Here is a 13,511-nt window from a genome sequence, read left to right as displayed (position 1 = left end):
GAAACCAAATGCACAGAACGTAAAAATTAGCAACTGCCATGTTATCCACATTTCGTTTATTACCTACAGTCACTGCTACAGCCATCCTCGTTGCTCTGGCTGGTTGCGCTTCCCCCACAACCAGCAACACCGACAGCACCACCTCACCGGCTGCTACAGCCAGTCCCGCATCCACAAGCGGTCACAGCGGGCATCACGGCGGCAAAGGCGGCATCAACATCAATACTGCCATTCTTTCAGAGTTAGATCAACTCGAAGCCAAGTTAGGAGTGCCGGCACTTTCTAACAAAATTCAAGCCAGCCGTCCTTACGGCAAAGTTGAAGAATTAGTCTCAAAAAATGTCATTACTCAAGCCCAATTCGACCAAATCAAAGACTTGGTAACTATTGAAAACGTGGTGCTGACAGGGGAACCAAAAGATGTAGACTACATGACTAAACTCGGCTTGATGAAAGGGCATCTTATCGTAGCAAAAGAACTCTTGGATCAAGGCAAACCCGACCAAGCAGAACCGCACATCGGCCATCCAGTCGAAGAAATTTATGCAGATGTGGAAGATCAGCTAAACGAGCGTAAAATTCCCGAATTTAAGACTACTTTAATTAAATTGCAGGATTTAGTTAAAGCAGGTGCAAAAGATCCGGCTCAAGTTAATGCGGAATTTGACACATCAATGAAAGCAGTGGACGGAGCAATTGCCGCCCTTCCCGAAGCGCAGCGAAAAGATCCGAAATTCGTGCTGCAAGTGATTAACGGCTTGCTAGATACAGCTAATTCCGAATACGGTGCGGCAGTTGCTAACGGCAAAATTTCCGCAATTATTGAATATCAAGATTCGCGGGGTTTTGTCATGTACGCGGAAATGCTGTACAAAGATATAGCCGAGCAAGTGGCTAAAACCAGCCCCGAAATTGACAAAGCAATTGTTGCAAACATGACGGAACTGAAGACAAATTGGCCAACTGCGATCGCACCCCCTGCCCCCGTCAAAACAACCGAACAAGTCAACCAGCTAGTTAAAAAGATCGAAACCGACAGCCAAAAAGTTCTCAAACCCGCATCTTAAAAATATCACTCTCATCAAGAGCGGTAATTGGTAAATAATCTGCCAATTACCTCGCTCCTTAACCAGTCCCATTCCCACCATAAAAAAATGAATTTTGGCGAAGCATTGCCCACCTTTGTAATTACTCTCCGCGAAGGAGTCGAAGCCGCCTTAGTTGTCGGAATCGTTCTCGCTTGCCTCAAAAAATCAGGACAAAGTTATTTAAATCCTTGGGTTTTCGGTGGAGTTGGTGTTGGACTTATTGCCAGCGCTTTGATAGGTGTAATGTTCGGCTGGACAATTCAAATTTTGTCCGCATCCAATCAGCCTTTTGCACCGATTATGGAGTCGCTGCTAGAGGCAATCTTTGGAGTTTTAGCTATCGCAATGCTGAGCTGGATGCTGATTTGGATGACCAAACAAGCGCGATTTATGAAAGCCGAAGTCGAAGGCGCTGTGAGTGCCGCCTTAACGCAAAACTCTCATGCCGGCTGGGGCGTATTTAGTTTAGTTTTGATTGCCGTTTTACGCGAAGGATTTGAAACCGTTTTGTTTGTCGTTGCCAAGTTTCAACAAGGCATTATTCCGGCGTTCGGCGCTTTGGCGGGTATTCTCTCAGCCACCGCACTTGGTGTCCTGCTGTTTAAATGGGGAGTCAAAATTAATATCCGCCTGTTTTTCAAATATATGGGCATTTTATTGCTCTTCATTGTAGCGGGTTTAGTGGTATCTACCTTGGGACTTTTTGACAGCGCGGTGAATATTTTATCGCAAACAAATCGCGAGTCAGCAGCGCTGTGTTTCTATTACGAAAGATTTACTAAAATCCACTCTTGCATTCTCGGCCCAATGGTCTGGAATACCTCGAAACTGGTTCCAGAAGACAAGTTTCCCGGTTTGCTGTTGAGTGCGCTGTTTGGCTACACGGACAAGCTTTATGTGGTGCAGGCGATCGCCTATTTCGTCTTTTTAATTACCGTCGGCGGCATTTACTTACAAAGTTTGGCAGGTCGAGTGTTTTTCCCGTTTAAAAAAACTCAGGGAATAAAATAGGAAATAAAGTGCGATCGAAACGCGATCGGCTTTTTAGCGGAAATGCAAGAGGCAGTTGTTTGTTGCTAATAATTAATGCGCCCATAAGTTAGAGCGCATTAGGAAATCAGCCATCTATTGATTGAAGCTAAAACGCCCGTCAACTTTTTCTCCGTTAATATCCGCAGTCACTTTTACTGGATACTGACCGGGATCATTGCCGGGAAACAACACAGCGTAATGTTTGCCCTCAGCATCATACTTGAGAGCTAGGGTTTGCTGCTTTCCATTCGGCAACTGCACTTGAGCCGTCACTTTCGCGTTAGCAACTGGTTCCTTTTTCTCTCCTTTTTGCAAAAAAACATCTAAATGAGTTCCGGTAGCTTCTTTGTAAGGTACAAACTCTAAATGGTAAGCTCCAGACTCTACAACTTGCCCCCCTTGAGTTGCTTTTCCAGGAGCAGCGGCGGGAGCAGAAGACGCAGGTTGAGAGGCGACAGGAGAGGATGCTGGACTACTATTTGTATCGCTTGCTTGGTTGCCTTGACTGCAAGCTCCCAAAAACAGGAATCCAACACTACCTAGAACAATTAAATTTGACTTAAGCGATTTCATTGGTTTGACTCCTTGCTGACTGACAATAATTGGAAAATATCACACATTAACTACCTTTCCATCTTCAATAACTGGCTGAGGTTGTTGAGGTCGTAAAAAATGCCCAAATTGAGCATACAAAGCGGGCAAAACTAACAGAGTTAAGGCTGTAGAAGTAAACAATCCTCCTAAAACTACGACTGACAGCGGTTGCAAAATTTCCTTGCCCGCCCCGCCTTCAAATACTAAAGGTGCTAAACCCAAAGCTGAAGTTAAAGCGGTCATCAGGATGGCGTTGAGCCGTTCCATCGAACCTTTAATAATTGCTTCCTTAAAAGGCAGTCCTTCAGCAAATTTAGTGTTGTAGTTGTCTACTAATAACAAGCCGTTGCGGGTGGCAACGCCGAATAATGTAACAAAGCCAACTAAAGAAGCAACAGAGATGATGCCGCCCGTCAAAGCTACCGCAATTACTCCTCCCACTAAGCCGATCGGCAAATTAATCATAATCATAGCAGTTGAAGGAATTGACTTGACGGACAAGTACATCAATACAGTAATTACCAAAAAGGCGATCGCACTAAATATCATAATATTTTGCGAAGCTCTTTGCTCGGCTTCAAATTGACCGCCGTACTGGATAAAATAGCCAAAAGGCAACTGCACCTCTCCTTTGACTTTAGCTTGAATTTCATTCACAACCGATCGCAAATCTCGACCTTTAGCATTAGCCGCCGCTACAATCAAGCGAGAAACATTCTCGCGGTTAATCGTATTGGGCCCCGTACCGTATTTAACAGTCGCAACTTGGGCGAGGGGAATCTTGTTACCGCTGGGAGTATCAACCAACAAATTCTGAATAGTTTCTAAGTTATTTCGGGCTTGAGGCTGCAACCAAACAACTAAATCAAAAGTTTGCTGCACCTCCAAAACTTGAGAAACAACTTTGCCGTTTAAAGCTGTCTCAATTATTTCCGAAAGTTCTCCGATTTTTAAACCGTATCTACCCGCAGCTTGACGGTTAAACTTAATTTGAATTTGTTGCACTGGCACCTGCGGTTCGAGTTGCAAATCCACAATGCCTTCCACTGTTTTCATTTGCTCTTCAACTTGGGCACCGATGCTGCGAAGCCGATCCAAATCGGGGCCAAAGATTTTGACAGCAATCTGACTTCTGACACCAGATAAAACCTCATCCATCCGGTGAGAAATAAAACCGCCGATATTTGGTGCAACTCCCGGCAATTTACCAAACTCCTGCCGCAGCGACTCCAAAGTTTGCGGCCGGTTTTTCATGCCCTCTTCGCTCAAACCGATATCAATGTGAGCCAAATTAACTCCCGCAGCATCAGCATCTCCTGGAGCTCTGCCCGATCGCACTTGCACGTATTCAAACCTGCTATCATCCTGAAGTGCATCTTCAATAGCAAAAGCCGCGCTATCTGTTGTCTCCAAAGACACCCCCGGATAAAGCTGAATAGTATTCACCAAAGTTTGCTCCTGAAACTCCGGCAAAAACACCCGTCCAAAGGAAGGCAAGATAATTAATGCAGCCACCATGCTAGCAGCAGCTAAAGCTAATATAATCCCAGAATAGCGCATTGACAAATTTATCGAAAAATGATACATTTTCTTGCAAAATCTCGGCAGCCAAGGTTCCGCAGCACTCATGCGTTTGTTAGGCAACAAGATAGCACAAAGGGCCGGAGATATTAACAGCGATTCCAGACTAGAAATCACAACAACTACCAAATAAGTAATCCCCATCGGCGTAAAAATCCGACCTTCTACACCGGGCAAAGTAAAAATTGGAGAAAAAACAACAATCCCAATAACAGTCGCTCCAATTAACGAATCGCGCACCTCCTCACTGCCATCAAAAATCACATCCATCACCGGGCGAGGATGAAGAGAAGACGTATTTTCTCTCAAATTGCGGTAGGTATTTTCGGCATAGACGATCGCATCGTCGATCGCAGTGCCGATCGCCACCGACAAACCCCCCAAAGTCATCGTATTCAGCCCCAGCCCCAGCCAATACATCGCCAGCAGCGCCAACAGCCAAGTCAGAAAGAAATCCAGCAAAACAACCGCCAGAGTCCGCCAATTCATCAAAAACGGGATGAGAATCAGGGTGACGATGATGCTGCCTTCTACTAAAGCCGATCGCACATTCTCCACCGAAGAATTGATATATTCTTCCTGTCGAAAAGTCACAGTAACTTTAATATCTTTTGGCAGAGCTTCCTGCACCTCAGTCATTGCCGCCTCAACCGCTTTCGTTACCGTCGGAGTATCAGCAACTGGCTGTCTGTTTACCATCACAATCACAGCTTTTTTGCCGTTAAAACTGCCATCGCCCCGCTTGATAGCAGCACCAATCTTGACATCAGCAACATCACCAATTCTCACGGGCGTTCCGTGGCGAGAGTCGATCGCCGATTGCTGCAAATCTTCCAGAGACTCAATCCGCCCCACCCCCCGGATTAAAGTTTCTCGATCGGGGGTAATTAAATACCCCCCCGGCGCGTTAACATTCGCAGCAGCCGCCGCTTCAGCTACTTGCTGCAACGAAACATTAAAAGCTTTCAACTTAGCAGGTTCTACTAATACTTGATACTGCCTTTCTTCGCCTCCGTAAGCCACCACTTGAGCAACACCAGTCACTGCCAAAAGCCGATTTGTGACTTGCCAATCAACCAGACGGCGCACTTCCATCAAAGGAGTAGTTTCCGAGGTAAAAGCATAGGTAATAACAGTACCGACAGGAGAAGTTGTCGGAGAAATTTGCGGCGTTTCTACCCCCGCCGGGAGTTTGCTTTGAGCTTGCTGCAACCTTTCTGTTATCAACTGCCGCGCTTGATAAATTTCAGTTCCCCAATCAAAGATTACCTTAACCGAAGAAAGGCCCACAGCGGAAGACGATCGCACTGCTGTCACCCCAGGAGTTCCGTTAATCGCACTTTCAATTGGCAGTGTTACCAAAGACTCGATTTCTTCCGGCGCGAGGCCCGGTGCTTCCGTCTGAATTTCCACCTGCGGGGGTGCAAAAGGCGGGAAGACATCAAGGGACATTTGGGGGATGATATACAATGTCCAAAGACTAATAATAATGGTAGCGATAACGACTAGCCAGCGGCGGTTAATTACCCATCTAAGAATAGTGCTGAACATTTAATAATTTGGTAATTGGGCATAGTTGTAGGGTGCGTCGCCATCTATAATTCTCAAAAAAAGCGACAATCTCGCAGCGACGCACTAATAATTTGGTAATTGGGCATAGTTGTAGGGTGCGTCGCTATCTATAATTCTCAAAAAAAGCGACAATCTTGCAGCGACGCACTAATAATTTGGTAATTGGGCATAGTTGTAGGGTGCGTCGCTATCTATAATTCTCAAAAAAAGCGACAATCTTGCAGCGACGCACCTTACTAATTGCAGCATTATGCTTTCTTCCTAAGATCCGTTACATCCGTTACAAAATCCGCTGCCGAACTTTCTTCGCGCCGATTTCCCCACCAAACCCCGGCTGCAAAAGTCATAGATGCGATCGCCATTCCTCCCCCAATTCCCGCCCACAAAGGCACGGGAAAACTGTTAAGCTTAACCCCTGTTATCTTGGGATTTTCCTCGCCTTTTGAGGGCTTGCCGCCGCCGCGCAAAGATTGTGCGTAAAGTTGAGGTGCTCGCTGCGTTACTATCAAATCTCCCTCGAATAAACCCCTCTTCACTTCAACTAAATCTCCCGCAGTTTTACCGAGTTCAATTTCAACCGCTTGATAAGCATTGCCATTTTGGACGTAAACGGTTTTTTTACCGCTAACATCCACTACCGCCGCACTCGGAATTGCTAAAATATTTGTGGCAGTTTTGTCTGTTAAAATCTCCAACTCCGCAAACAGTCCGGGCTTTAATTCGCCGTTAATATTATCTAGTTCTGCTTTCACCGGCACAACCCGCGTTTCTCCTGACACGGATGACCCAATTAAGGCGATTTTTCCATTGAAAGTGCGATCGGGTAAATTAGCGACTTTTACCCTGACTTCCTGACCCTGTTTTACTTGATTCAGGTCTTTTTCGTAAATATTGGCTGTGGCAAAAACGCGGCTGTCATTTAACAGACTCATCAACGATTTTTCAGCGTTTACTGACTCTCCTGGGGTGATGAAGCGATCGGCTACCGTCCCGGAAATCGGCGCAACTACGGTAACGAGTCCTCGATCGTTGGCAACAGTTCCTAATTGTTGCAGTCGCGCTTGATAGGCTGCATCAGCCAAGCGAATGCGCGACTGAGCGACTTCTACCGCAGTTTTGCCGCGTTTGACTTGGTTCTCGGCTTCTAGGAGTTCCCGGCGACTCTGAGCTCTGGTAAGTTGAGCTTTTGCTTCTGCTACTCTGCTTTGAGATTCCCGCAATTCCCGCATCGGCAGGTCTACTTCGGCTTGTTTAATGTCGGTTTGGGCTTTGATAACTTCAGGACGGCTTTTTGCTTTAGCAACAGCGGCTTGTGCTTCGGCGAAGTGGGCTTGCGATTCCAGCATTGTGCGCCGCGCGATCGCCCCTGATGCCACTAATTCTCGATCGCGATCGAACTGTTCTTTAGCAACAGTTAATTCTGTTTCTGCCCGCGCTATTTCGGCTTGCGCTATTTCGACTTGACGCTGATAGTTTTCTTGAGCGGCTTGCACCACGGAACGCTTGTTTACTAATTCTTGTTCTCGCTGGTACTGCTTAGTTACCGCTGTCAATTGGGTTTGGGCTTGGGCGATTTCTGCGGCGGATATTTGACTTTGGCGATCGTAATTTTCTCGTGCTAATTTGAAATCTCCTTCCGCCTGCTGCAAATCTGCCTCAGCTTCGGCCTGTTTCGAGAGAGATTCAACCCGCAATTGTCCTAATTCTGAACTCGATAATACCGCCAGCGGTTGACCTTTTGAAACTTTGTCTCCTGGCTTAACCAGCAACTCTACTACTTTCCCAGCAACAGGAGCCGTCACTTCTACTTTTTGGTTGGGCAAAGTTTCAATTTGTCCAGTAGTTTTAATGCCGATATCTAGTCTCTGGCGCGTGGCAGGGGAGATTTTAATTCCTAACCGTTTTGCTGTTTCGGCATCTACAGAAATAGCAGCAGGAGTTTGAGTTGTTTCGCCGCTATGGTGAAATTCATTTCCGTGGCCAGCGTGGGCAAAAACAGCAGCAGGAGAACTTAGCAAAATTACGCTGAACAAACTTCCCGAAAAGCTGCTAATAATTGCCGGACATTGAGCATATTTGTGGAATATCATCGTTGGCATTGTCCTTGAAATCAGGTTGAGTGCCACAGGTTTAGCGGTTGGTATTTTGCCAAGGTAAGTAAGTGATACCATTAAGTAAAGTTACTTATTAGCATTTTCCAAGAAGCGACCGCTAAGCAATGACCGAGAGCTAGAAATGCTCTACTCAACCTAGTATTTCACGGTCAAATGAAATTAGGATGAAATTTCGCCTCAGCAGCCCAGATGCCCGCCCGATTCTAAAATATGAAGATAAGTTGCGCCTAATGACAAGCGATTTTTCTGTAGATTTTTTTCCGGGTTTTTTATCTCTGCTGGCGCTGCAATTTCTTTTGTCAATGCGCTCAGTAACTCATCTACGGCTGCATTTGACTTATAAGTGGTGTTTAATTCCAAGCTATTTAATATCATACACTACCCTCTCTATCTATATAGCTTTCTACTGACTTGCATACTACTTTAGAGGTAGACAAGATCGAGTGTCTACAGTATTATTACGTAACTTTTTACTACTTTAGAGATAGGGCTGCTCAATTACCTACAGTATGTTTGGGTATTCTCAGGAAACTGAGGTGGAGTCAGACAAATGCTGACAGCCCCAGTCGAGCTACATTACTTTGTCTATCAAGGTTGCCACCACTGTTTCATTTGCTCAATTTCTTGCTTTTGTGAACCAAGTATTTTCTTAACTATTGAGCTACTGTGATTAATGTCACTCATTTTATAGATTTGGGTCACGTTTTGTTGAGGTGAGCTAAATTACTGTTTATACCAAGCTTGCCGCCACTGTTTCATTTGCTCAATTTCTTGCTTTTGCGAAGTCAGAATTTCTTGAGCTAATTTCTTCATCTCTGGGCGTTTTGACTTCTTTAAAGCATCTTGGGCCATCACTAAAGCTCCTTCGTGGTGGGGAATCATCGCATTGATAAACCGCAAGTCAAATTTGTCGTCACCGGCCCCTAAATCCATGCTCATCATCATGCTTTGCATTTGTTCGGGAGTCATTGCCATCATGTGACCCATTTGAGGGTGATAAGCCATCGGCGTACTGCTGGCTTTGGGATACCAAGTTTTGCGCCACTCTTTCATTTGATTTATTTCGCGGTTTTGAGCAGCAATTATATCAGTGGCAAGTTTTTTCATTTCCGGGCGTTTGGATTGTTTAAGCACATCTTGAGCCATGTTTACAGCACCTTGATGGTGTACGGTCATGCCATCAATAAATCGCAAATCGTAGTCGGCATCAGCAGGGCCTAAATCCATTGACATATCGTGATTCATCCCATGATTCATGCCATGATTCATGCCACCCATGCCACCGCCTTGTACCGCGTCTTGCTTCTTGTTTGCTTCGGTTGCAGCCGTAACATTTGGGGCGGGAGTTTCACTGGAAGGGGCATTTGAACAAGCTGCAAGCACTCCACTGGTAAAAGCGGCTGTGGCGGTCAACATCAGCGCTGCCAAGCCTGTTTTCAATGAAATTGGTTTCATAGAGCTTATATCCTTAAAATGGCCATTTATTTTCAGCTTTTCACATATAAATGAAATTAGGATGAAATTTTTGTGGCGAACTGGTAAAAAATTATTGCTGTGCCGTCGATCGCACTCAAAGTTAAGATTTACAGAACTCACAACCGAATTATGTATGTACACAGTGCGCGCCTTACCCATATCGGTAGCGTGTCAAACCACTTTTTTCATAATTCCTGATTTATTTTGCAATTCCCCTTGACTCTCCAGTGTACTGGAGACTTTACAATAAAGTTAATTCATTTATGGAGCAGAGCAGTTTCTGGTGAGGTTCAAACTATGACTTTACAGCTAAAAGTTCCTAAGATGGCTTGTTCCGCTTGTGCGACTACGATCGCAAAAGCAGTCCAAGCTATTGACTCAGCCTCAACCGTTGAGGCGGATCTCAAGACAAAATTGGTCACGATTCAAACCGCTAAGTCAGAAAGTGAAGTTAGGAAAGCGATCGCATCTGCTGGCTATCCAACAAGTCAATTTTAGATTTTAGATTTGAGATTTGAGATTTACTTGCAGCTTTGAATCTGGGAGATTTGACAAGAGTCTAAAATTTTTGATTCTCCACGACAGGAGTACGTCGCACGTTATCCGTTTTTAGGCGAGGTCAATCGATTTTAGATTTTAGATTTTAGATTTTAGATTGAAGCATTGACCCTACGGATAAATTCGGGGGGCAATTTTCTCGGATACAGGTTTTTTATTTCTGGACGGATGAATCCGGGGGCTTTCGGTCATTTGAAGACAGAAGGTAACTTTATAAGTTAGGAGGGCATCTATGGACAATCTCACACTTAAATTGCGGGGCATGAGTTGTGCTTCTTGTGCTGCCTCTGTCGAACAAGCAATTCAATCTGTTCCCGGCGTAATTGAGTGTCAGGTAAATTTTGGGATGGAACAAGCAACCATCCAATACGACTCCAAGCAAACCGACTTAGAAACAATTCAATCTGCTGTTGATGATGCGGGATACGAAGCTTTGCCGCTTCCAGAAATGGCGGCGCCAGAGGATGATTCCGAACAAGCCGATCGCAAATCTGAATCTCAAACCTTGCAGCGGAAACTCTGGACAGCAGGTATCATCAGCATCCTGCTAGTGGTGGGCGCTATTCCAGCGATGACCGGTTTGCACCTGCCATTTATTCCCGCATGGCTGCACAATTATTGGCTGCAATTAGTCCTGACATCCCCCGTACAATTTTGGTGCGGCAAATCGTTTTATGTAGGAGCTTGGAAATCCCTAAAACGGCGTGTAGCAACAATGGATACCCTGATTGCTTTGGGAACGAGTGCTGCTTACTTTTATTCTGTATTTGTGACATTTTTCCCAGGTTTATTTACCGCTAAAGGTTTAAATTCTGGCGTTTACTACGAAGTTGCCGCTAGCGTTATCGCCTTAATTTTGTTGGGAAAAACCCTAGAAAATCGGGCGAAGGGAGAGACTTCCGAAGCCATTCGCAAACTCATGGGTTTGCAAGCAAAAACGGCTCGGATCGTTCGCAACGGGGAAGAGTTGGAAGTGCCATTAGCCAAAGTGGAAATTGGCGACATCGTGCAGGTGCGGCCGGGAGAGCAAATCCCCGTAGATGGAGAGGTAATTGATGGCTCTTCCACAGTAGACGAAGCAATGGTTACGGGAGAAAGTTTGGCTGTCAAAAAGCAGCTTGGCGACGAAGTTATCGGAGCCACAATTAACAAAACTGGCAGCTTCAAGTTTCGGGCGACAAGAGTTGGTAAAGATACATTTTTAGCTCAAATTGTCAAGATGGTGCAGGACGCACAGGGTTCAAAAGCACCGATTCAAAAGTTAGCAGACCAAGTGACTGGTTGGTTTGTTCCCGCAGTAATTGCCATCGCTTTAGCTACTTTCATTATCTGGTTTAACGCGACTGGAAATTTCACTCTAGCCACAGTGACAATGGTGGAAGTTCTGATTATTGCCTGTCCCTGCGCTTTGGGTTTGGCGACTCCGACTGCTGTGATGGTGGGAACTGGGAAAGGTGCAGAAAATGGGATTTTAATTAAAGGAGCCGAGAGTTTAGAATTGGCTCACAAAATCCAAATTATCGTGTTAGATAAAACTGGGACTCTTACTGAAGGCAAGCCGACTGTAACTGATTTTGTGACAATTAAAGGAACGGCGAATAGCAATGAGTTAAAGTTGCTGCAATTGGCGGCGTCTGTAGAGCGCAATTCGGAGCATCCTTTGGGGGAAGCTGTTGTTAGATACGCTCAATCACAAGAGGTTAAGTTGACGGATGTTAAGGATTTTGAGGCGATCGCGGGAAGCGGCGTGCGCGGGGTTGTAGGCGGAAAGTCGATCGCCCTGGGAACGCTGAGGTGGATGCAGGAACTAGGCTGCGATACTGAATATCTGGAACTGCGGGCGAGAGCTTTGGAAGCGGCGAGCAAAACGGTTGTTTGGATGGCTGTAGAGGGCAAAATAGAGGCAATTCTGGGCATTGCTGATGCCCTCAAACCGTCGTCGGCGCAGGCGGTGAAAGCGCTGCAAAAACTCGGTTTGGACGTGGCGATGCTGACTGGGGACAATCGCGCGACTGCGGAGTCGATCGCCCGATCCGTCGGCATTACTCGCATTTTTGCCGAAGTTAGACCCGACCAAAAAGCAGCTCAAATCCAAGCCCTGCAAGGGGGAGGAAAAATTGTCGCGATGGTGGGAGACGGAATTAACGATGCGCCGGCTTTGGCTGTAGCAGATGTGGGAATTGCGATCGGTACCGGCACAGATGTGGCGATCGCAGCCAGCGACATTACCTTAATTTCAGGAGATTTGCAAGGCATAGTTACAGCCATTAAACTTTCCCGCGCCACCATGCGGAACATCCGCGAAAATCTGTTTTTTGCGTTTATTTACAACATCGCTGGAATACCGATCGCGGCGGGCCTTTTGTACCCCATTTTTGGCTGGCTGCTAAATCCAATTATCGCCGGTGCAGCAATGGCTTTTAGTTCAGTCTCTGTAGTTACTAATGCTTTGCGCTTGCGGAATTTTCACGCCAAATCTAGTGCATAAATTTGAAGGAATGAGAAAATGTTACACCATCGTCAAATTTCGGGAAGTCTCGCGAGTTTAGGAATTATGCTCGGAATTGCATCGGGAGTTAGAGCAAATCAAATATCAATCCCTCCTGCCAATTCAACCGCTCAATTTCCGCATATCGAACAGCCGTTAAGTTTAAAAATTGGCGTAACAGCAGGTGGATTGACATTAATTGGTTTAGAACTATGGTGGTTTTTGTTCAGTAAAAATAAAGCTAAAACCCGGTAGGGCACTCTTGCCACCGCCCCTACTGAAAGCAGCGTTAGCAATCTGTCATTAATTATAAAACTCTGTATTTCTGTCTCTCTTCTCTTCCTCTGTGTCCTCTGCGTCCTCTGCGGTTAATTAAAAAAAAGTTTATTCCACAAATCAAACAAGATATCGCTAAAATTGAAGAAGCTTAAAAAATTTGGAGTGAGCTAAATGCAATTACTACACACGATGCTCCGAGTCGGCAACCTGGAAGAGTCCCTCAAATTTTACACTGAGGTTCTGGGTATGAAATTGCTGCGGCAAAAGGACTATCCAGACGGTAAATTTACTCTGGCTTTTGTGGGCTACGGCGACGAATCCGACACTACAGTTTTGGAATTAACATACAACTGGGGCGTCGAACAGTACAATTTAGGGGATGCTTACGGTCATATTGCGATCGGCGTTGACGACATTTACGGTACTTGCGAAGAAATCAAAGCTCGCGGCGGTAAAGTTAGTCGCGAACCCGGCCCGATGAAGCACGGTTCAACAGTCATCGCTTTTGTGCAAGACCCAGATGGATATAAAGTTGAATTAATTCAACTGCAAAATCAAGGTAGCAGCACCCAGAAAGTAAGTGCGGCTACCGCATCCTAACTTTCTTAGGAATGAGAATTAAATAACTTCCACTTTTGAAAGTGGGATGGGCGTCCCGCCCGTCCACTCATGACGGGCGGGACGCCCATCCCACAATAACAATTAAAATTATAAGTTATTTAATTCGCG

The 13,511-nt window shown here is 45.6% G+C and carries 11 protein-coding genes; 6 read left to right on the top strand and 5 right to left on the bottom strand.

Going from position 1 to position 13,511, the window contains the following annotated elements; all coding sequences use genetic code 11:
* Positions 1 to 38 precede the first annotated feature (38 nt).
* Entirely contained in the window at positions 39 to 1,067 is a 1,029-nt protein-coding gene (locus tag QUA50_RS00875) for a helix-hairpin-helix domain-containing protein (RefSeq protein ID WP_333258495.1), read from the top strand.
* 87 nt (positions 1,068 to 1,154) lie between these two features.
* Positions 1,155 to 2,099 carry an FTR1 family protein gene (locus tag QUA50_RS00870; protein ID WP_333258493.1) on the top strand — a complete coding sequence of 315 codons (945 nt, stop codon included), beginning with the start codon at positions 1,155 to 1,157 and terminating at the stop codon, positions 2,097 to 2,099.
* Positions 2,100 to 2,213: 114 nt separating this feature from the next.
* On the opposite strand, the gene QUA50_RS00865 is transcribed toward QUA50_RS00870, so the two are convergent.
* The 5 genes from QUA50_RS00865 to QUA50_RS00845 all read right to left on the bottom strand — a co-directional run bounded on the left by QUA50_RS00865 (position 2,214) and on the right by QUA50_RS00845 (position 9,436).
* Positions 2,214 to 2,693 carry a hypothetical protein gene (locus QUA50_RS00865; protein ID WP_333258491.1) on the bottom strand — a complete coding sequence of 160 codons (480 nt, stop codon included), beginning with the start codon at positions 2,691 to 2,693 and terminating at the stop codon, positions 2,214 to 2,216.
* A gap of 39 nt (positions 2,694 to 2,732) precedes the next feature.
* On the bottom strand, positions 2,733 to 5,846 hold the full coding sequence (locus QUA50_RS00860; RefSeq protein ID WP_333258489.1) for an efflux RND transporter permease subunit: 3,114 nt from the start codon (positions 5,844 to 5,846) through the stop codon (positions 2,733 to 2,735).
* 269 nt (positions 5,847 to 6,115) lie between these two features.
* Complete coding sequence (locus QUA50_RS00855) at positions 6,116 to 7,957, bottom strand: efflux RND transporter periplasmic adaptor subunit (RefSeq protein ID WP_333258735.1); 1,842 nt, start codon at positions 7,955 to 7,957, stop codon at positions 6,116 to 6,118.
* Between the two features lie 201 nt (positions 7,958 to 8,158).
* Positions 8,159 to 8,356, bottom strand: coding sequence for a hypothetical protein (locus QUA50_RS00850; RefSeq protein ID WP_333258487.1), 198 nt, complete (start codon positions 8,354 to 8,356; stop codon positions 8,159 to 8,161).
* Positions 8,357 to 8,704: 348 nt separating this feature from the next.
* Positions 8,705 to 9,436, bottom strand: coding sequence for a DUF305 domain-containing protein (locus QUA50_RS00845; RefSeq protein ID WP_333258485.1), 732 nt, complete (start codon positions 9,434 to 9,436; stop codon positions 8,705 to 8,707).
* Positions 9,437 to 9,754: 318 nt separating this feature from the next.
* On the opposite strand from QUA50_RS00845, the gene QUA50_RS00840 reads away from it, so the two are divergent.
* The 4 genes from QUA50_RS00840 (at position 9,755) to gloA (ending at position 13,382) form a co-directional block, all read left to right on the top strand.
* Positions 9,755 to 9,955: a heavy-metal-associated domain-containing protein gene (locus tag QUA50_RS00840; RefSeq protein WP_333258483.1), complete on the top strand. Its 201-nt coding sequence runs from the start codon at positions 9,755 to 9,757 to the stop codon at positions 9,953 to 9,955.
* Between the two features lie 292 nt (positions 9,956 to 10,247).
* On the top strand, positions 10,248 to 12,503 hold the full coding sequence (locus QUA50_RS00835) for a heavy metal translocating P-type ATPase (protein ID WP_333258481.1): 2,256 nt from the start codon (positions 10,248 to 10,250) through the stop codon (positions 12,501 to 12,503).
* 18 nt (positions 12,504 to 12,521) lie between these two features.
* Entirely contained in the window at positions 12,522 to 12,758 is a 237-nt protein-coding gene (locus QUA50_RS00830) for a hypothetical protein (protein WP_333258479.1), read from the top strand.
* Positions 12,759 to 12,953: 195 nt separating this feature from the next.
* Positions 12,954 to 13,382 carry a lactoylglutathione lyase gene (gene gloA, locus QUA50_RS00825; RefSeq protein WP_333258477.1) on the top strand — a complete coding sequence of 143 codons (429 nt, stop codon included), beginning with the start codon at positions 12,954 to 12,956 and terminating at the stop codon, positions 13,380 to 13,382.
* Positions 13,383 to 13,511: the final 129 nt, after the last annotated feature.

The organism is Microcoleus sp. M2_D5, assembly GCF_036701935.1.
GTDB lineage: Bacteria > Cyanobacteriota > Cyanobacteriia > Cyanobacteriales > Microcoleaceae > Microcoleus.
Note: the sequence above shows the minus strand (reverse complement) of the source record. Positions and strands in the feature narration are given on the sequence as shown.

Bases quoted from the DNA above. Each gene is read 5' to 3' on its own strand.
- QUA50_RS00840 (WP_333258483.1), top strand. From the start codon at position 9,755: ATGACTTTACAGCTAAAAGTTCCTAAGATGGCTTGTTCCGCTTGTGCG.
- QUA50_RS00835 (WP_333258481.1), top strand. From the start codon at position 10,248: ATGGACAATCTCACACTTAAATTGCGGGGCATGAGTTGTGCTTCTTGT.
- QUA50_RS00845 (WP_333258485.1), bottom strand. From the start codon at position 9,436: ATGAAACCAATTTCATTGAAAACAGGCTTGGCAGCGCTGATGTTGACC.
- QUA50_RS00850 (WP_333258487.1), bottom strand. From the start codon at position 8,356: ATGATATTAAATAGCTTGGAATTAAACACCACTTATAAGTCAAATGCA.
- QUA50_RS00865 (WP_333258491.1), bottom strand. From the start codon at position 2,693: ATGAAATCGCTTAAGTCAAATTTAATTGTTCTAGGTAGTGTTGGATTC.
- QUA50_RS00860 (WP_333258489.1), bottom strand. From the start codon at position 5,846: ATGTTCAGCACTATTCTTAGATGGGTAATTAACCGCCGCTGGCTAGTC.
- QUA50_RS00875 (WP_333258495.1), top strand. From the start codon at position 39: ATGTTATCCACATTTCGTTTATTACCTACAGTCACTGCTACAGCCATC.
- QUA50_RS00855 (WP_333258735.1), bottom strand. From the start codon at position 7,957: ATGATATTCCACAAATATGCTCAATGTCCGGCAATTATTAGCAGCTTT.
- QUA50_RS00830 (WP_333258479.1), top strand. From the start codon at position 12,522: ATGTTACACCATCGTCAAATTTCGGGAAGTCTCGCGAGTTTAGGAATT.
- gloA (WP_333258477.1), top strand. From the start codon at position 12,954: ATGCAATTACTACACACGATGCTCCGAGTCGGCAACCTGGAAGAGTCC.
- QUA50_RS00870 (WP_333258493.1), top strand. From the start codon at position 1,155: ATGAATTTTGGCGAAGCATTGCCCACCTTTGTAATTACTCTCCGCGAA.